This window comes from Herbaspirillum sp. NPDC101396 (genome assembly GCF_044767365.1).
GTDB lineage: Bacteria > Pseudomonadota > Gammaproteobacteria > Burkholderiales > Burkholderiaceae_D > Herbaspirillum.
Genome location: NZ_JBIWNT010000004.1, coordinates 487,077 through 504,285 on the forward strand (window position 1 = coordinate 487,077; position 17,209 = coordinate 504,285).

16 protein-coding genes are annotated in these 17,209 nt (G+C 60.1%); 4 read left to right on the forward strand and 12 right to left on the reverse strand.

Going from position 1 to position 17,209, the window contains the following annotated elements:
* Positions 1-48: 48 nt before the first annotated feature.
* A complete protein-coding gene (locus tag ACIROY_RS16030) occupies positions 49-615 on the reverse strand; it encodes a pseudouridine synthase (protein WP_402342395.1) in 567 nt (188 codons plus the stop codon).
* A 197-nt stretch (positions 616-812) separates the two neighbouring features.
* On the opposite strand from ACIROY_RS16030, the gene icd reads away from it, so the two are divergent.
* Entirely contained in the window at positions 813-2,066 is a 1,254-nt protein-coding gene (icd, locus tag ACIROY_RS16035; RefSeq protein ID WP_402342397.1) for an NADP-dependent isocitrate dehydrogenase, read from the forward strand.
* Between the two features lie 147 nt (positions 2,067-2,213).
* Here the strand turns inward: icd and ACIROY_RS16040 are convergent, their stop codons facing one another.
* Positions 2,214-2,417 (reverse strand): cold-shock protein, encoded by a 204-nt coding sequence (locus ACIROY_RS16040; RefSeq protein WP_009665919.1) that lies wholly within the window; start codon positions 2,415-2,417, stop codon positions 2,214-2,216.
* 340 nt (positions 2,418-2,757) lie between these two features.
* On the opposite strand from ACIROY_RS16040, the gene clpS reads away from it, so the two are divergent.
* Both clpS and clpA read left to right on the forward strand, forming a co-directional pair.
* Positions 2,758-3,072 carry an ATP-dependent Clp protease adapter ClpS gene (gene clpS, locus ACIROY_RS16045; protein ID WP_053199942.1) on the forward strand — a complete coding sequence of 105 codons (315 nt, stop codon included), beginning with the start codon at positions 2,758-2,760 and terminating at the stop codon, positions 3,070-3,072.
* A complete protein-coding gene (gene clpA, locus ACIROY_RS16050) occupies positions 3,069-5,375 on the forward strand; it encodes an ATP-dependent Clp protease ATP-binding subunit ClpA (protein WP_402276177.1) in 2,307 nt (768 codons plus the stop codon). The genes clpS and clpA overlap by 4 nt, the downstream gene beginning before the upstream one ends.
* 217 nt (positions 5,376-5,592) lie before the next feature.
* Here clpA and ACIROY_RS16055 read toward each other — a convergent pair whose 3' ends face one another.
* From ACIROY_RS16055 to ACIROY_RS16080, 6 genes are all read right to left on the reverse strand, one after another.
* Positions 5,593-6,684, reverse strand: coding sequence for a M48 family metalloprotease (locus tag ACIROY_RS16055; RefSeq protein ID WP_402276178.1), 1,092 nt, complete (start codon positions 6,682-6,684; stop codon positions 5,593-5,595).
* Positions 6,685-6,696: 12 nt separating this feature from the next.
* Positions 6,697-7,146, reverse strand: coding sequence for a dUTP diphosphatase (dut, locus tag ACIROY_RS16060; RefSeq protein ID WP_402276180.1), 450 nt, complete (start codon positions 7,144-7,146; stop codon positions 6,697-6,699).
* 25 nt (positions 7,147-7,171) lie between these two features.
* Complete coding sequence (coaBC, locus tag ACIROY_RS16065; RefSeq protein ID WP_402342399.1) at positions 7,172-8,380, reverse strand: bifunctional phosphopantothenoylcysteine decarboxylase/phosphopantothenate--cysteine ligase CoaBC; 1,209 nt, start codon at positions 8,378-8,380, stop codon at positions 7,172-7,174.
* A gap of 75 nt (positions 8,381-8,455) precedes the next feature.
* Positions 8,456-8,965, reverse strand: coding sequence for a signal peptidase II (gene lspA / locus ACIROY_RS16070; RefSeq protein WP_402276185.1), 510 nt, complete (start codon positions 8,963-8,965; stop codon positions 8,456-8,458).
* Between the two features lie 98 nt (positions 8,966-9,063).
* Positions 9,064-11,958: an isoleucine--tRNA ligase gene (ileS, locus tag ACIROY_RS16075; protein ID WP_402342401.1), complete on the reverse strand. Its 2,895-nt coding sequence runs from the start codon at positions 11,956-11,958 to the stop codon at positions 9,064-9,066.
* 98 nt (positions 11,959-12,056) lie between these two features.
* A complete protein-coding gene (locus tag ACIROY_RS16080; protein WP_402276189.1) occupies positions 12,057-13,034 on the reverse strand; it encodes a bifunctional riboflavin kinase/FAD synthetase in 978 nt (325 codons plus the stop codon).
* 286 nt (positions 13,035-13,320) lie between these two features.
* Between ACIROY_RS16080 and ACIROY_RS16085 the strand changes: the two genes are divergently transcribed.
* Positions 13,321-13,776 carry a GNAT family N-acetyltransferase gene (locus ACIROY_RS16085; protein ID WP_402342403.1) on the forward strand — a complete coding sequence of 152 codons (456 nt, stop codon included), beginning with the start codon at positions 13,321-13,323 and terminating at the stop codon, positions 13,774-13,776.
* A 36-nt stretch (positions 13,777-13,812) separates the two neighbouring features.
* Here the strand turns inward: ACIROY_RS16085 and ACIROY_RS16090 are convergent, their stop codons facing one another.
* Genes ACIROY_RS16090 through ACIROY_RS16105 form a run of 4 tightly spaced genes read right to left on the reverse strand, consistent with a single transcriptional unit; the run spans position 13,813 to position 17,209 of the window.
* Positions 13,813-14,505 carry a GntR family transcriptional regulator gene (locus ACIROY_RS16090; RefSeq protein WP_402276194.1) on the reverse strand — a complete coding sequence of 231 codons (693 nt, stop codon included), beginning with the start codon at positions 14,503-14,505 and terminating at the stop codon, positions 13,813-13,815.
* A gap of 54 nt (positions 14,506-14,559) precedes the next feature.
* Positions 14,560-14,940: an oxalurate catabolism protein HpxZ gene (gene hpxZ, locus ACIROY_RS16095; RefSeq protein ID WP_402342405.1), complete on the reverse strand. Its 381-nt coding sequence runs from the start codon at positions 14,938-14,940 to the stop codon at positions 14,560-14,562.
* Positions 14,937-15,623, reverse strand: coding sequence for a cysteine hydrolase family protein (locus ACIROY_RS16100; protein ID WP_402342407.1), 687 nt, complete (start codon positions 15,621-15,623; stop codon positions 14,937-14,939). Before ACIROY_RS16100 ends, hpxZ begins: the two co-directional genes overlap by 4 nt.
* Positions 15,620-17,209: an ABC transporter ATP-binding protein gene (locus ACIROY_RS16105; protein ID WP_402342409.1), complete on the reverse strand. Its 1,590-nt coding sequence runs from the start codon at positions 17,207-17,209 to the stop codon at positions 15,620-15,622. The genes ACIROY_RS16100 and ACIROY_RS16105 overlap by 4 nt, the downstream gene beginning before the upstream one ends.

Genomic DNA, 17,209 nt, shown 5'->3' on the forward strand with positions numbered 1-17,209 from the left:
AATTTCTTTGCGGACTGTCTTTGAAAAGCCGGTTTTGTCAGTAGTTTGTCAGCTATTGCGGCGGAATTCCTGAGGATCGACGGTTTTCCACTCTCCCGGCAGCAGCGGATCGGTCGCCAGTGCAAACGGTCCGATGGCAATCCGGATCAGCCTCAACGTCGGTAGTCCGACCGCCGCCGTCATGCGGCGGACCTGACGATTCTTTCCCTCCGATATCTGTATCGTCAGCCAGCTGGTCGGGTGATTCTTGCGTTCGCGGATGGGCGGATTGCGCGGCCACAGCCAGGCCGGTTCCTGCACATGGCGGACTTCACTTTTCTGGGTGACGAAATCGCCGAGATCGAGCGGGTTGCGCAGGCGCTCGAGGCTGTTTGCATCGGGCGTGCCTTCCACCTGCACCAGGTAGACCTTGGGTTGCTTGCGTTTGGGATGGCTGATGGCGTGCTGCAATTCACCGTCATCGGTCAACAGCATCAATCCTTCGCTGTCGGCGTCGAGACGTCCGGCAGGGTAGATGTCGGGAATGTCCAGGTAGTCGGCCAGCGTTTCTCGGTCATCCTGCGCCGAAAACTGGCACATTACCTGATAGGGTTTGTTGAATAAAATGAGGGGCATGCGTCAGTGTCGCAAAAACATGACGTCCAGTAAAATACTCGTGCATAATATAAATCAATGTCTTATGTCTTATATGAGACTTGACTCTGAATTTAATCGCCCCGAGGCTGCGATGTTGCGCGCGACAAGTCCGCGTTCGCCCATGTCCGCAGCGAGGCCGAATTCCCCTCTTTTCCGCACTATTCTCGGAGACCGTAATGTATCAACACATTCAGGTGCCGGCCGAAGGTAAGAAGATTACCGTCAACGCCGACTTTTCCCTCAACGTCCCGGACAATCCGATCATTCCGTTCATCCAGGGCGACGGCACCGGTCGCGATGTCACGCCTGTCATGCTCAAGGTTGTGGATGCCGCAGTCGCCAAGGCCTACGGCGACCAACGCAAGATCAACTGGATGGAAATCTACGCCGGCGAAAAATCGACGCAGCTGTACGGCGCCGACGTCTGGTTGCCGGAAGAGACCGTCGCTGCGGTCAAGGAATTCGTGGTGTCCATCAAGGGCCCGCTGACGACGCCGGTCGGCGGCGGCATCCGCTCCCTGAACGTGTCGCTGCGCCAACAGCTGGACCTGTACGTCTGCCTGCGTCCGGTGCGCTATTTCAAGGGCGTGCCGTCGCCGCTGCGCGAACCTGAAAAAACCAACATGGTCATCTTCCGCGAAAACTCGGAAGACATTTACGCCGGCATCGAATGGCAGGCCGGCTCCGACGGCGCCAAGAAGCTGATCGACTTCCTCGTCAAGGAAATGGGTGTCAAGACGCTGCGCTTTCCTGAGACCTCCAGCCTGGGCATCAAACCAGTGTCGCAGGAAGGCACCGAGCGTCTGGTGCGCAAGGCGATCCAGTACGCCATCGACCATGACAAGCCGTCGGTGACGATTGTCCACAAGGGCAATATCATGAAGTTCACCGAAGGCAGCTTCCGCGACTGGGCCTATGCCCTGGCGCAGAAGGAATTCGGCGGCGTGGTGATCGATGACGGTCCATGGATCAGGATCAAGAATCCGAAGACCGGGCGCGACATCATCGTCAAGGACGTGATCGCCGACGCCTTCATGCAGCAGATTCTCTTGCGTCCCGCCGAGTACAGCGTGATTGCAACGATGAACCTGAACGGCGACTACATCTCGGACGCGCTGGCGGCCCAGGTGGGCGGCATCGGGATTGCTCCCGGCGCCAATATGTCGGATTCCGTGGCAATGTTCGAAGCCACCCACGGCACCTCGCCGCGCTATGCCGGCAAGGATTACGTCAATCCGGGTTCACTGATCCTGTCGGCGGAAATGATGCTGCGCCACATCGGCTGGACCGAAGCGGCGGCCTTGATCATCGAGGCCATGCAAACCACGATTTCGTCGAAGAAGGTGACTTACGACTTTGCGCGCCTGATGGAAGGCGCGACGCAGGTGTCATGCTCCGGCTTCGGTGACGCGGTAATCGAAAATATGTAATTCAGCGGGTGATTCTTGCTGAAGAAAGGCCGGGCTGTGTTGCCGGCCTTTTTTATTGCCTGCTGCAGATGCAGTCCGCAAATGGTGCAGGCATAAAAAAAGCTCCTGCCGAAACAGGAGCTTTTTACAAAAGCGACTTAATACGAATTAAGGAGCCTGGATGTTGGAAGCTTGCTTGCCTTTAGGGCCTTGCGTGACTTCGAACTGTACTTTTTGACCTTCTTTGAGGGTCTTGAAGCCGTTCATTTGAATTGCCGAGAAGTGTGCGAACAAATCTTCACCGCCGTCATCCGGAGTGATAAAGCCGAAGCCTTTAGAATCGTTGAACCACTTGACTGTACCTGTTGCCATAAAAAGCATCTTTCAATTAAAAAAAATCACACGAGCCGTAAAAGCAAGAAGCCTCGCGAGATTGAATCTTCCGCAGCCCCCCTTAAACTTGCCCCCTTCGTATTAACAAGCAGTAACTACTTATCAATGAATTCCATTGTTCTCGTTAAAAATACAAAAGTCAAGTCGTTTTCAATGGAATTATTAAGCTTTTGTTCCGCGAATTGAATAGTACGCTCTTGATTTAGGATAAATGAGCGTTATCTGCGCACTATCAGGAAAACGCGTAATATCTAATCTAATTAGGTATTTTCTTCATGTTGTGCGGTGCACAGTGGATTGATGGTTTTAGAATAAATGCATGGCTACCAAGCACGATAATGATAACGGTACGGTCCTGGCGCGGCAGGAGCAGAAGCTCAAGCCGCCCCCTATGTACCAGGTATTGTTGTTGAATGATGACTATACGCCGATGGAATTCGTCGTCGCAGTCATTCAGGAGTACTTCAACAAAGACCGTGAAACTGCGACGCAGATTATGCTCAACGTTCACCGCGATGGGAAAGGTATGTGTGGTGTGTATCCCAAAGATATCGCATCCACAAAAGTTGAACTCGTTTTAACCCACGCTCGAAAAGCAGGGCACCCCCTGCAATGCGTGATGGAGGAAGCATGATTGCGCAGGAATTGGAAGTCAGTTTGCACATGGCCTTTGTCGAAGCCAGACAATCGCGTCATGAATTTATCACCGTGGAACATTTGCTCCTCGCGCTGCTGGATAATCCATCGGCTGCGGAAGTGCTGCGCGCGTGCTCGGTCAATATCGACGATCTGCGCAAGACACTGACCAATTTCATCACGGACAACACCCCGACCGTGCCCGGCACCAACGAGGTCGACACGCAGCCGACGCTGGGATTCCAGCGTGTGATCCAGCGCGCGATCATGCACGTGCAGTCGGCGTCCAACGGCAAGAAGGAAGTGACCGGCGCCAACGTGCTGGTGGCCATCTTCGGCGAGAAGGATTCGCACGCTGTCTACTATCTGCATCAACAAGGCGTGACCCGCCTGGACGTAGTCAATTTCATTTCTCATGGTGTGCGCAAGGATCAGCAGATCGATTCGCAAAAAGCGCCTGAAGGAGCGGAAGACGTGCAGACCGAAGGCCAGCAAAAGGAAAGTCCTCTCGATCAGTTCACCCAGAATCTGAACAAGGCCGCCGCAGAAGGCAAGATCGACCCGCTGATCGGCCGCGACGCCGAAGTCGAGCGCGTGATCCAGACCCTGTGCCGCCGCCGCAAGAATAACCCGCTGCTGGTCGGCGAGGCCGGCGTGGGCAAGACTGCCATCGCCGAAGGCCTGGCATGGCGCATCACGCAAAACGACGTACCGGAAATCCTCAAGAACGCCGTCGTGTATTCGCTCGACATGGGCGCGCTGCTGGCCGGCACCAAGTATCGCGGTGACTTCGAGCAGCGTCTGAAGGCCGTCCTCAAGCAATTGAAGGATGCGCCCAACGGCATTCTGTTCATTGACGAAATCCACACCATCATCGGCGCCGGTTCGGCCTCGGGCGGTACGCTGGATGCATCGAATCTGCTCAAGCCGGCATTGTCCAGCGGCCAGCTGAAGTGCATCGGCGCGACCACCTATACCGAATTCCGCGGCGTCTTTGAAAAAGACCACGCGCTGTCGCGTCGCTTCCAGAAGATCGACGTCAACGAACCGACCGTCGAACAGACCATCCAGATTTTGCGTGGCCTGAAATCGAAGTTTGAAGAACATCATGGCGTCAAGTATTCTGCTTCGGCGTTGACCTCGGCAGCCGAACTGGCCGCGCGCTTCATCAACGACCGTCATCTGCCCGACAAGGCGATCGACGTGATCGATGAAGCAGGCGCAGCACAGCGCATCCTGCCGAAGTCGAAGCAGAAGAAGACCATCGGCAAGTCCGAGATCGAAGAAATCATCTCCAAGATCGCGCGCATTCCGCCGCAATCGGTCAATCAGGACGACCGCACCAAGCTGCAAACGATCGATCGTGACCTCAAGAACGTCGTGTTCGGTCAGGATCCTGCCATCGAAGCGCTGGCGTCAGCCATCAAGATGGCGCGCGCCGGTCTGGGCAAGACCGACAAGCCGATCGGCTCCTTCCTGTTCTCCGGTCCGACCGGCGTGGGCAAGACCGAAGTGGCGAAGCAACTGGCGTTCATCCTCGGCATCGAGCTGATCCGTTTCGACATGTCCGAATACATGGAGCGCCACGCGGTCAGCCGTCTGATCGGCGCACCTCCGGGTTACGTCGGTTTCGACCAGGGCGGTTTGTTGACCGAAGCGATCACCAAGAAGCCGCACGCCGTGCTGCTGCTCGATGAAATCGAAAAGGCGCATCCGGATATTTTCAATATCCTGCTGCAGGTGATGGATCACGGTACGCTGACCGACAACAACGGCCGCAAGACCGACTTCCGCAACGTCATCATCGTGATGACCACGAATGCCGGTGCAGAAAGCCTGCAAAAGCGTTCGATCGGTTTCACCGACAAGAAGGAAGCCGGCGACGAGATGGCGGACATCAAGCGCATGTTTACGCCGGAGTTCCGCAACCGTCTGGATGCCATCATCAGCTTCCGTGCGCTGGACGAAGAAATCATCCTGCGCGTGGTCGACAAGTTCCTGATGCAACTGGAAGAGCAACTGCACGAGAAGAAGGTGGAAGCCGTATTCTCCGACGCACTGCGCAAGTTCCTGAGCAAGAAGGGCTTCGATCCGCTGATGGGCGCACGTCCGATGTCGCGTCTGATCCAGGACATGATCCGCAAGGCGCTGGCCGACGAGCTGTTGTTCGGTCGTCTGGTGACAGGCGGTCGCGTGACGGTCGAGCTGGACGACAAGGATCAGGTCAAGCTGGAATTCCCCGAAGGCGACGACCCGACGCCGCCGCCGGAAGAGCCGCAAGAGAAGCTGGAAGTCGAGTAAGCAGAAGCCAATCCGGGCGCCTCGCAAGAGGCGTCAGGAGTGGCCAAGCAAAAAAGGCCGGAACGTTTGATCGTTCCGGCCTTTTTGTTTTTGCGGTGTGTTGGCGACGCTGCCTGGCGCTGAGGCGGCAATGCGCCAGTGTTGCAGTTGCAGGCATCTGTGCGCCTCGCAGGCGTCCTGTGGTGTGCACAGGACGCCGGAGACCCACGGCGTCACATCACGGCGTCAGGGGCTTGCCTGCGGCCTGCTTGGCCTTGAGTGCCTGCACGGACTTGTCTATCGCCGTCATGCGATAGGCCGTGCCCGGATGGAGCGCTGTGTAGCCGCTCGGCACGCTGGCCGGATATTGCGTCGCCAGCCGTTGCCAGAATGCGGCGTAGCCGTCGATGCCGTAACCGGCGCGCACCAGCATGTACAGGGCCAGATTGTCGGCTGCCGCGTCCAGGTCCTGCGGATACGGGCGAATGCCACCGGTGCCCGCCGCCGCAGTCGGATCGGGACGTGCGCGCATCAAGTTGTCGATGACGCTGCCGGTGGTCGCCACCATACGCTGGCGAATCGCATGGCCCAGCGAGTTGTGGGCCATGTCCTTGGCGATCAGGTAGGCCAGTTCTTCATCCGTCCTGGCGAAATTCATCATGCCGCGCGTAATCAGCACACGACGGCCGTCGGCGTAAGTGTTGACGTTGTCGGCGTTGCCCAACTCGATGCTGAAGGCGCAGGCCAGCGTCAGCGGTACGATGACGTTTTGCTGCGCCTTGTTGCGCATCACGGTCAGTTTGATCGGTGCGCGGCCGTTGGTGACCAATGGCCCCAGCAGATTGGCCGCCTGGCGCTCGGCATCGGGGCCTTGCTGCAGGGGTTTGTCTGCAACCGCCACCAGCACATCGCCGCGTTGCACGCCGCTCTTGGCAGCGCCGCTGCCTGGCAGCACGCCGGTGACTTGCAGGCGATCGTCGAAGCCCAGCGACTGGGCCGCATCGGCGAACTCACTCGGATAGGAATACTTGTTCTTGGCGGTGAAGCCAAGCAAGTTGCGGGCATTGCCGCGGCACAGCTGCGCATTGGCGGTCAGCAGGGGCGCGGCCACGTTGTACAGCCGGTCCTGCTGCGCCGTCAGCGCGCGCAATGCAGTCTGGTCGGGCGTCAGCACCGGCGTCTTGACGGCGGTCGGCGCCGTCGCTGTTTGCGCCGGCCTGTTGAGTGTGTTGCTGTCTTGCGGTGTGACGCATGCTGCGAGCAATGCCGCTGGCATGACCGCCAGCGCGATTTTTATTCTTCCCCAATAAGCCAGGTGTCGAGCGTGCATCCAGTGATCTCCTTAATGTTTTCCGGTACTGCCGAAACCGCCTGCGCCGCGCTCGCTGCTGTCGAATTCTTCAACCACGTTAAAGCCCACTTGCATGACCGGAACGATCACAAGTTGCGCCAGGCGCTCCATGGGGTTTAGGACAAACTCGGTCTGTCCGCGGTTCCACGTCGAGACCATCAGCTGGCCCTGATAATCGGAGTCGATCAGTCCGACCAGGTTGCCCAGCACGATGCCGTGCTTGTGGCCAAGGCCGCTGCGCGGCAGGATGATCGCCGCATAGCCGGGATCGGCCACGTGGATCGCCAGGCCGGTCGGGATCAGGTGCGTGGTTCCCGGCGCAATCGTCAGCGGCGCGTCCAGGCAGGCGCGCAGGTCCAGTCCGGCGCTGCCGGCGGTAGCGTAGCTTGGCAGTTGATCTTTCATGCGCGGGTCGAGGATTTTGACGTCGATAGTTTTCATGGAAACAAAATAATTAAGTTAAAAATCAATGCGAGACGGCTGCAGACAAGCGATACGCAATTTCGCGCACCAGTTGTCGCGCCAGCGTCTGCTTGTCGGCGCGCGGCAAGCTGGTATGGCCCTTGTCGTCGAACAGCGTCAGTGCGTTTTCATCCTTGCCGAAGGTCTGATGGCCGATGTTGCCGACCAGCAGGGGAATGTTTTTCTTCACGCGTTTGGCGGCGCCGTACTGTTCGAGATTTTCCGACTCGGCTGCAAAGCCCACGCAATAGGGGCGCTTCGGTAAAGCAGCCACATCCGCCAGGATGTCCGCGTTCTGTTCGAAGGCCAGCTTGAGGCTGTCATCGTCGGCGCTCTTCTTGAGCTTCTGCTCACTGACGTTGGCGACGCGCCAGTCGGCCACCGCAGCGACGGCGACAAAAATGTCCTGGCCGGCGATGTTGGCGAACACCGCGTCATGCATCTGCTGCGCCGTCTGCACGTCAATGCGACGTACACCGTAAGGTGCGTCCAGTGCGGTCGGTCCCGACACCAGCACCACCTCGGCGCCGGCTTCGCGTGCAGCGCGGGCCACGGCATAGCCCATTTTTCCCGATGACAGATTGGTGATGCCGCGCACCGGATCGATCGGCTCGAAGGTCGGACCGGCTGTCAGCAATACGCGGCGTCCGGACAACAGCTTGGGCTGGAACGCGGCGATGATTTCTTCCAGCAGTTGTTCAGGCTCAAGCATCCGGCCATAGCCGACTTCGCCGCAGGCCTGGTCGCCCGAATCAGGGCCGAGCAATTTGATGCCGTCCTGCTGCACCTGCGCGATGTTGCGCTGGGTCGCCGGGTTCTGCCACATCTCGACGTTCATGGCCGGGGCGATCATCAGCGGCACGCCATGCGGACGCGCCACGCAGAGCGTGGACAGCAGATCGTCGCAGGCGCCGTGCGCGAGTTTGAAAATGAAATCGGTGGAGCAGGGCACGATCACGATCGCGTCGATCCCGCGCGTGAGGTCGATGTGCGGCATGTTGTTCCCGATGCGCGCATCCCATTGATCGGTGTAGACCGTGTTGCCGGTCAGCGCCTGCATGGTGACGGTCGTGATGAATTGTGTTGCCGCCTGCGTCATGACGACTTGCACCGAGGCACCCGCCTTGCCGAGGCTGCGCGCCAGTTCGGCGGCCTTGTAGCAGGCCACGCCGCCGGTCAGGCCGAGAAGGATTTTTTTGCCAGCGAGATCCATTGCCCTACTCCTTATAGAACTCAATCGTGACGACCGCAGCAATCAAGAAAATTGCTGCAGCCTTGCCGCCCGCCACTATTTGCCGACGCGGCGCAATTCATCCAGCACGAACAATACCGCACCGACGCAGATCGCACTATCGGCGATGTTGAAAGCCGGCCAGTGCCAGTTGCCGATGAAGACATCGAGGAAGTCGATCACATGACCGTACAGGATGCGATCGATCACGTTGCCCACCGCGCCGCCCAGGATCAGCGCCAGCGCCCAGCAAAACATGCGTTGGCCGGCGTGCTTGCGCAGCAGATAGATGATGTAGATCGCGGCGGCGATGCCGATCGCGGTGAAGAGGTGGCGCTGCCAGCCCGATTCGGCGGCCAGGAAGCTGAACGCCGCGCCCTTGTTGTAGACCAGCACCAGATTGAAGAAGCCGGTGATCGGACGCGATTCGCCGTAGTGGAACAGCTTGAGAATCGTGATCTTGGACAGTTGATCCAGCAGCAGGACGATCAGCGAAATACCCAGCCATGGCAGCAGGCTGTTGTTGTTGCTGGAGCTGGGCATGAGGCGTTTTTTATTGGAAGCCATGGAGGATGAATATGGATACGGACGTTGATGATATCGGGAGAAAAGCTCGGAAAAAGCGCCGGCACGTGTCATATGTCACGCGCCGGCTTGCCTGATGCTTAAGCGAAGTGGCGGTCTTCACCGCTGCCGAACAGATTGGCGACGCAGCGGCCGCACAGGCCTTCGTGTTCGGCATGTGAGCCGACATCCGCGCGATAGTGCCAGCAGCGTTCGCATTTCTGATTGGCCGATGGCGTGACGACGATGGCTTCGTCGGCTTCTGCCGCCACCGCAGTGACCTTGGCGGCCGAGGTGATCAGCACGAACTTCAGATCGTCGCCCAGGCTTTGCAGCAAGGCCACCTTGTCGCCGCTGACCTTGAGTTCAACTTCAGCCTGCAGCGACGAACCGATGTTGCCGGCGATGCGGACTTCTTCCAGTTGCTTGGTCACGGTCGCGCGCACTTCATGCAGCACGTTGAACTTGGCGACCAGCGCCTCGGCCTGCGCCACTTCCGGCAGCGTGTAATAGGTCTGCGAGAAGATGGTTTCGCTGCTGTCGGCAAAGGCTTCCTTGCTGGCGAAGAAGCTCCATGCTTCTTCCGCCGTGAACGACAGCGTCGGCGCCATCAGGCGCAGCAGCGCCTGGGTGATGTGCCAGATCGCGGTCTGCGCCGAACGGCGCGCGTGCGAATCGACGCCGCTGGTGTACAGGCGATCCTTGAGGATGTCGAGGTAGAAACCGCCCAGGTCTTCCGAGCAATACATCTGCAGCTTGGAGACCACCGGATGGAACTCATAGGTCTCGTAATGCGCCAGGATTTCCTTCTGCAGGTTGGCCATGTTGGCGATCGCATAGCGGTCGATTTCCAGCATCTCGGCGACCGGCACGGCGTTCTTGGCCATGTCGAAATCGGCCGTGTTGGCCAGCAGGAAGCGCAGCGTATTGCGGATGCGGCGATAGGCTTCCGTCACGCGCTTGAGGATTTCGTCCGAGATCGAGATCTCGCCCGAGTAGTCGCTCGACGCCACCCACAGGCGCAGGATTTCAGCGCCCAGCGAGTCGGCCACCTTTTGCGGTTCGACGCCGTTCTTGAGCGACTTTGACATCTTGCGACCTTCCCCGTCCACCACGAAGCCGTGCGTCAGCAGGGCCTTGTACGGTGCGCAGCCATTCAGCATCGACGAGGTCAGCAAGGAGGAGTGGAACCAGCCGCGATGCTGGTCCGAACCTTCCAGGTACAGGTCGGCCGGGAACTGGAGCTCATCCTTATGCGAACCGCGCAGCACGGTCTGATGGGTCGAGCCGGAGTCGAACCAGACGTCCAGCGTGTCCTTGTTCTTCAGGTATTGATCGGCTTCGTCGCCCAGCAATTCCTTCGGATCCAGCGCCTGCCATGCCTCGATGCCGCCGTGCTCGATGCGCTGGGCGATCTGTTCCAGCAGCTCGGGCGTGCGTGGATGCAGCAGGCCGGTTTCCTTATGCACGAAGAAGGCCATCGGCACGCCCCATTGGCGTTGGCGCGACAGCGTCCAGTCGGGACGGTTGGCGATCATGCCGTGCAGGCGCGCCTTGCCCCAGGCCGGAAAGAAGGCGGTGTCCTCGATGCCTTGCAGCGCGGTGTCGCGCAGGCTCTTGCCACCATCCTTGGGGGTGTTGTCCATGCTCGCGAACCATTGCGAGGTGGCGCGATAGATGATCGGCGTCTTGTGGCGCCAGCAGTGCATGTAGCTGTGGTCGAACATCACCAGCTTGAACAGCGCGCCGGTTTCTTCCAGCTTGGCGCAGATCGGCTTGGAGGCCTCCCAGATCGTCAGGCCGGCGAACAGCGGCAGCGACGACGCGTAGCGGCCGTCGCCCATGACCGGGCTGATGATGTCGTCGTCCTTCATGCCGTGCGCCTTGCACGAGATAAAGTCTTCGATACCGTAAGCCGGCGCCGAGTGGACGATGCCGGTGCCGCTGTCGGCGGTCACATAGTCGCCCAGGTAGATCGGCGACAGGCGGTCGTAGCCCTTGTCGGCTTTCGCCAGCGGATGATGGAAGGCGATCAGCGACAGCGCTTCGCCCTTGGCGGTGGCGATGACCTTGCCTTCCAGGCCGTAACGCTGCAGGCAGGCTTCGACCAGGTCGTTGGCCAGGATCAGCAAGGTCGGTTCGCCGTTGCGCTCGGTCTGCACCAGCGCATAGTCGAATTCCGGATGTACGTTCAGCGCCTGGTTGGACGGGATGGTCCATGGCGTGGTGGTCCAGATGACCACGTAGCCTTTATCTGTTGGCAGCTTGGCCAGGCCGAAGGCCTTGGCGATCTTGTCGTGTTCCGCAAACGGGAAGCCGACGTCAATGGCCGGGTCGCGCTTGTCCTGGTATTCCACTTCCGCTTCCGCCAATGCGGAGCCGCAGTCGAAACACCAGTTGACCGGCTTCAGGCCGCGATAGACATAACCCTTCTCCAGGATCGTGCCGAGCGCGCGCAGCTCATCGGCTTCGTTGGAGAAGTTCATGGTCTTGTATGGATTGTCCCATTCGCCCAATACGCCGAGGCGGATGAAGTCCTTCTTCTGCAGCTCAATCTGTTCGTTGGCGTAAGCGCGCGCCTTGGCTTGCACTTCGGCCACCGGCAGGTTCTTGCCGTATTTCTTTTCGATCTGGATTTCGATCGGCATGCCGTGGCAATCCCAGCCCGGTACGTATTGCGCATCGAAGCCGGCCATGTTGCGGGCCTTGACGATCATGTCCTTGAGGATCTTGTTGACGGCGTGGCCCAGGTGGATTTCACCGTTGGCGTACGGCGGACCGTCGTGCAGGATGAACTTCGGACGACCGGCCGAGGCCTTGCGGATGCGTTGATACAGCTTCTTGCTCTGCCATTCCTTGACCCATTGCGGCTCGCGCTTGGCCAGGTCGCCGCGCATCGGGAACGCGGTTTCGGTCATGTTGACCGGATACTTGCCGGCCGGTTTGCCTTCGTTCTTGCCGGGCTTGTTCGGCTTGGAGGATTCGTTGTTCGACATAAGTTGTTTTCAGTTAAATTCGGGAAATCGGTGACGGCTGATGCCGGAAGAAGCGGTGCCGCGAATGACTGCCGGCGAGCGAGCGGGGCGGGCCAGCGTCAAATTCGGTCGGTGGCGGACACGGCGAAACTCGCCTGTTCCTTGAACCAGGCACGCGCCTGTTGCGCATCGCGCTCAATGGCTGCCGTCAATGTCGGCAGGTCGACGTATTTCTCTTCGTCGCGAATCTTCTTCAGGAACTCCACGCGCAGCAATTTGCCGTAGCAATCGCCGCTGTAGTCGAAGATATGCGTTTCCAGCAGCACGCGGCCGCTGTCGTCCACGGTCGGGCGTACGCCCAGGCTGGCAACGGCCGGCAACGGTTGGTCGCCCAGTCCGTGCACCTGCACGATGAAGATGCCTGACAGCGCCGGATGCTTGTGGCTCACGCGCATGTTGAGCGTCGGGAATCCGATGGTGCGGCCGAGCTTCTTGCCGTGCACCACGTGGCCGGAGATCGCGTACGAATGGCCCAGCAACTGGCGTGCATGCGGGAAGTCCGCCTTTGCCAGCGCCGCACGGATGGCCGACGACGAAATCCGCACGCCGTCGTTGTTCACATTCGGCATGGTGTGCACTTCGAAACCGTATTGCTTGCCGGCGTCGATCAGCGTCTGGATATTGCCGGCGCGGCGCGAGCCGAAGCAGAAGTCTTCGCCGACCAGCAGCCAGCGCACGTGCAGGCCCTGGATCAGGATCTTCTCGATGAAGTCTTGCGGCGACAGGGCGGCGAAGTTGGCGTTGAAATGTTCGACGATGACGCGGTCGACACCGGCATTGGACAGCGATTGCAGCTTGTCGCGCAGGTTGGCGATGCGTTGCGGGGCTTTTTCCGGGGTGCCGGCCAGCTGTGCGAAGAACTCGCGCGGATGCGGTTCGAACGTCATCACGGCGGCATCCAGGTTCAGGCGGGTGGCCGCTTCGCGCACCTGCGCCAGCAGCGCCTGGTGGCCACGGTGCACGCCGTCGAAGTTGCCGATCGTCAGCGCGCAGGGCGCACGCGATTCAGCATTGGGAAGTCCGCGAAATACCTTCATGGAAGAGGTTAAAAGTGATGCCGTTGCAAAAGCCTTCCATTATAAATGTTTTCGGAGGCCCACCCCTGATTTGGCGGCGAAACGGCGGGAAACAAGCCGCGGCTGAAGCCGTTCCAAGGCATCGGGCTGACCGGCGAGGCGGTTTTTCAAGGGGAATTGATCAAATTGCAATTATTTCAAATTGGAAATATTGTTCGGCGCCAATGCCAGCGTCCCCGACCCTTGGCATAATGGCCGAATCCGGCAGAACTTCACTCTACAGACTCCCGCCCCCAAGGAAGCAGCGATGCACATAGAAGTCGACGATCTTTCGCGCCCCGCCATTCACGCCTTGCTCGAAGAGCATTTGCGCAATATGCGCGAGATATCGCCGCCGGAAAGCGTCCACGCGCTCGATCTCGACAAGCTGCGCAGCCCGGACATCACGTTCTGGACGGCGTGGGAGGATGCGCAACTGATTGGCTGCGGTGCGCTCAAGGAGCTCGATCGCCTGCACGGCGAGATCAAGTCCATGCGCACCCCGCAAGCGCTGCGCCGCAAAGGCGCCGGCCGGGCAATGCTGGCGCACATCATCGGGCAAGCCAGGGCGCGCGGCTATGAACGTCTCAGCCTCGAGACCGGATCGTTCGATGCATTCAAACCGGCCCGGCAACTGTATGAGAGTGTGGGTTTCGTCTACTGCGGCCCGTTCGGGACTTACGAAGAAGATCCGAACAGCCTGTTCATGACCTTGCGTCTGTAAACTTGGGCGAGGCGGCGTAGAGAGTTGTTCTGGCCGCTAAGGCAGTGTTTTCAATTGTTCCTGGCGCGCCTCGGCCAGCATCCAGATCGTGATCTTGCGCACTTCCAGCTTGCTTTGCGTGATGTGGGCGCGCAGCAGGATCTGCGCCTCGGTGGCCTTGCGCTTGGCGATCAGCTTGAGGATCTTGCCGTGTTCTTCATAGGTCGCCAGCACACGGTTCTTCTTGAGAAAGTCGAGACGGCGCACGATGCGGATCTTTTCCGTGACCTCGGTGTGGATGCGCGTCATTTCCTCGTTGCCGGCGGCGGCGACCAGGTTGGTGTGGAAGCTTTCATCGAGCTCGGCAACCTTGACGGCTTCGCTTTCGCGTTCGTCTTCCGGCACCAGCCAGATCGAGTTCAGCGCCAGCAGGCCCGGCGAAGGATCGGGATTCTGGCACAGACGCTCGAGCGCCGCCATTTCCAGCACGATGCGCAAGTCATACAGATTGTCGAGCCGGTCGAAGTCGATGGGCCGCACCTTCCAGCCGCGCCTGAAGCCGACGTCCAGGTAGCCTTCGCGCTGCATCCGGAAAAGGGCGTCGCGCAGCGGCGTACGCGAGACGCCGTAGGACAGCGCCATCTCGGTTTCGGTAAAGTTGTCGCCCGGCAGCAGGCGGAAATTGAAGATGTCTTCCTTGAGCCGGTTGTAAACCTGTTCAGCAAGCGGATTTGCAGCAGTTACGGTCATGGCGGGACGTCGTCAATACAAAGAAGAAATCGGAACAACTATCTTGGAACCTGTTCACAGCATCAGGCTGACATGGGCCGCGACGATACGCCATTCATTGTCCATGCGCACCCAGGTTTGCATCTGGCGGCCGATTTTATCGGAGTCCTCGCCGGTAAATTCGGTGCTGACAGTAGCATAGTCGCTGCCGAAGGTCGTGACCACCGTGCGATGCAATTTACGCGAAGGATGCACCGGCGCGCAGGTCTGGCGATATTGGCGGATCGCTTCGCCGCCCAGCAGGATTTCACCCACGCCGTAGCGCACCGTCTGCGGGTCGTACCAGAACCAGCGGTCCAGCGCGGGCACGTCGTGGATCAGCAGGGCGTGTTCGTAGTCGGCGAAGGCTTGTTCGACTTCTTCCACGATGTGCGGCAGATTGACTTGCGGATTCATGATGCGGTTTCTCCGGCGGTTTCTTTGAATGCGGTTTGCAAAGTGGATAGCGGCGCTTGCCAGCCGACGATGCCGCCCTGTGCGGTTAACATGGCCAGCGTGGCCTGATGAAAGACGGGGAAGTAACTGGCGCAGGCATCTTCGACGATCAGGCATTCGTAACCGCGGTCGTTGGCTTCGCGCATCGAGGTCTGCACGCAGACTTCGGTCGTGACGCCGGCAAACAGCAGGTGCGTGATGCTGCGCGCCTGCAATTGGGCATGCAGGTCGGTGGCGTAGAACGCACCCTTGCCGGGTTTGTCGATCACCAGCTCGCCGTCTTGCGGCGCCAGCAGCGGCAGGATCTGGTTGCCCGGTTCGCCGCGCACCAGGATGCGGCCCATCGGGCCTTCATCGCCGATGCCCAGCGTCGGATTGCCGCGCTTGAGTTTGGCCGGCGGGCAATCGGACAGATCCGGCAAATGTGATTCGCGCGTATGCACCACCAGCATGTTCTGTTCGCGCGCCAGCGCCAGCAGTTTCGCCACGGTCGGCACGATGATCGTCAGCGGCCGCACGTCATTGCCGAGCACGCTGCCGAAGCCGCCTTCCTCGACGAAATCGCGCTGCATGTCGATCACCACCAGCGCCGTGCGGCGGCTGTCGAATTGGTAAGGATAGGGAATGGCGTCGACGGTGATCATGCGGTCTCCAGTTGAATATGATGTGCCGATGGTTCCGCATGTTGACCGTGCCCGGCCATCCAGCGTCCCAATTCGGCGCGGTCGGCGCTGGCCGCATCAGTCGCATGCACGATGGCGCCGTCGGTCATCACAAGGATGCGGTCGGACAACTCCAGCAATTCATCGAGATCCTCGCTGACCAGCAGGATCGCGGTGCCCAATGCGCGGGCCTGCAACAGCCGCGCATGGATGTCGGCCACCGAGGCGAAGTCCAGGCCGAAGACTGGATTGGCGACGATCAGCACGTTCACCGCGTCTTCCTGACGGGTGGAATCACCCAGTTCGCGCGCCAGCACGGCGCGTTGCACGTTGCCTCCCGAGAGCGTGCCGATGGCGCGTTCCGGCAGCGGCGGCTTGACGTTGAAGGCGGCGATCAGGGCCTGCGCCTGCTTGCGCATGGCGGCGCGATTGACGCTCCAGCCCAGCCAGCCGCTGCGACGGAACGGCGCGACGTCGAAATTGCGCAAGGCCATGTTTTCGGCGACGTTCATCCCCGCGATGCAGGCGTTGCGCAGCGGTTCTTCCGGCAGCGCAAAGACCTTGCGCTCGCGCATTTCAGTACGGCTTGCCTGGTAATCGGCGCCGTTGATCTGTACTTCGCCGGACAAGCGGCGGCGCTGGCCGAGCAGGGCTTCCACCAGTTCTTTCTGCCCGTTGCCGGAGATGCCGGCCAGGCCGACGATCTCGCCGCGCTTTACCTGCAGCGACAGCGTGTTGACGGCGGTGACGCCACGGTCATTGAGCACCAGCAGGGAATCCACGTTCAGTCCGACCGGCGCGCCGGCGGGCACGGATGGTCGCGCCACGGCTTCTTTTTCGACGCGCGCCTGTCCCATCATCCAGTGTGCGAGTTCGGCCGGACTGGTGTCGGCTACCGCCGCGCTGCCGACCAGCCGTCCCTTGCGCAGCACCGTGACATCGTCGGCGTAGGCGGTGACTTCGTGGAATTTGTGCGTGATCATCAGCACGGTCAGTTCTTCGCGACGCGTGAGGTCGCGCATCAGGCCGAGCACTTCGTCGGCTTCCTGCGGCGTGAGCACCGAGGTCGGTTCGTCGAGGATCAGCAGGCGGCGGCGCAGATAAAGCTGTTTGAGGATTTCGAGCTTCTGCTTTTCGCCGGCGGACAGGCTGCTGATGAGGCGATCGAGGCCGAGCCGGAACGGCATGGCCTCCATGAATTCTTCCAGCGCCTGGCGTTCCAGGTTCCAGTGGATGCGCCAGCGCACCAGTCCGCGCGCCAGCAGCAGGTTTTCGGCCACGGAAAGGCTCGGCGCCAGCGTGAAGTGCTGGTACACCATGCCGATGCCCAGCGTATTCGGCACACGCGGGCCACGGATTTCCACCTCGCGGCGATCGGCCTGGATGATGCCCTGGTCGAGCGGGCTGTAGCCGACCAGGCCTTTGACGAGCGTACTTTTTCCCGCGCCGTTTTCGCCCAGCAGCGCATGGATGGTGCCGGCCTTGATCTTGATCGAGACCTCGTCCAGCGCGCGGAATTCGCCGAAGGATTTGCCGGCGCCGATGACTTCCAGCTCGAGCGCGTGCAT

What these genes read in the sequence shown, in the direction of transcription:
- ACIROY_RS16030 (WP_402342395.1), bottom strand. Translation starts at nt 615, where the DNA reads ATGCCCCTCATTTTATTCAACAAACCCTATCAGGTAATGTGCCAGTTT.
- icd (WP_402342397.1), top strand. Translation starts at nt 813, where the DNA reads ATGTATCAACACATTCAGGTGCCGGCCGAAGGTAAGAAGATTACCGTC.
- ACIROY_RS16040 (WP_009665919.1), bottom strand. Translation starts at nt 2,417, where the DNA reads ATGGCAACAGGTACAGTCAAGTGGTTCAACGATTCTAAAGGCTTCGGC.
- clpS (WP_053199942.1), top strand. Translation starts at nt 2,758, where the DNA reads ATGGCTACCAAGCACGATAATGATAACGGTACGGTCCTGGCGCGGCAG.
- clpA (WP_402276177.1), top strand. Translation starts at nt 3,069, where the DNA reads ATGATTGCGCAGGAATTGGAAGTCAGTTTGCACATGGCCTTTGTCGAA.
- ACIROY_RS16055 (WP_402276178.1), bottom strand. Translation starts at nt 6,684, where the DNA reads ATGCACGCTCGACACCTGGCTTATTGGGGAAGAATAAAAATCGCGCTG.
- dut (WP_402276180.1), bottom strand. Translation starts at nt 7,146, where the DNA reads ATGAAAACTATCGACGTCAAAATCCTCGACCCGCGCATGAAAGATCAA.
- coaBC (WP_402342399.1), bottom strand. Translation starts at nt 8,380, where the DNA reads ATGGATCTCGCTGGCAAAAAAATCCTTCTCGGCCTGACCGGCGGCGTG.
- lspA (WP_402276185.1), bottom strand. Translation starts at nt 8,965, where the DNA reads ATGGCTTCCAATAAAAAACGCCTCATGCCCAGCTCCAGCAACAACAAC.
- ileS (WP_402342401.1), bottom strand. Translation starts at nt 11,958, where the DNA reads ATGTCGAACAACGAATCCTCCAAGCCGAACAAGCCCGGCAAGAACGAA.
- ACIROY_RS16080 (WP_402276189.1), bottom strand. Translation starts at nt 13,034, where the DNA reads ATGAAGGTATTTCGCGGACTTCCCAATGCTGAATCGCGTGCGCCCTGC.
- ACIROY_RS16085 (WP_402342403.1), top strand. Translation starts at nt 13,321, where the DNA reads ATGCACATAGAAGTCGACGATCTTTCGCGCCCCGCCATTCACGCCTTG.
- ACIROY_RS16090 (WP_402276194.1), bottom strand. Translation starts at nt 14,505, where the DNA reads ATGACCGTAACTGCTGCAAATCCGCTTGCTGAACAGGTTTACAACCGG.
- hpxZ (WP_402342405.1), bottom strand. Translation starts at nt 14,940, where the DNA reads ATGAATCCGCAAGTCAATCTGCCGCACATCGTGGAAGAAGTCGAACAA.
- ACIROY_RS16100 (WP_402342407.1), bottom strand. Translation starts at nt 15,623, where the DNA reads ATGATCACCGTCGACGCCATTCCCTATCCTTACCAATTCGACAGCCGC.
- ACIROY_RS16105 (WP_402342409.1), bottom strand. Translation starts at nt 17,209, where the DNA reads ATGCACGCGCTCGAGCTGGAAGTCATCGGCGCCGGCAAATCCTTCGGC.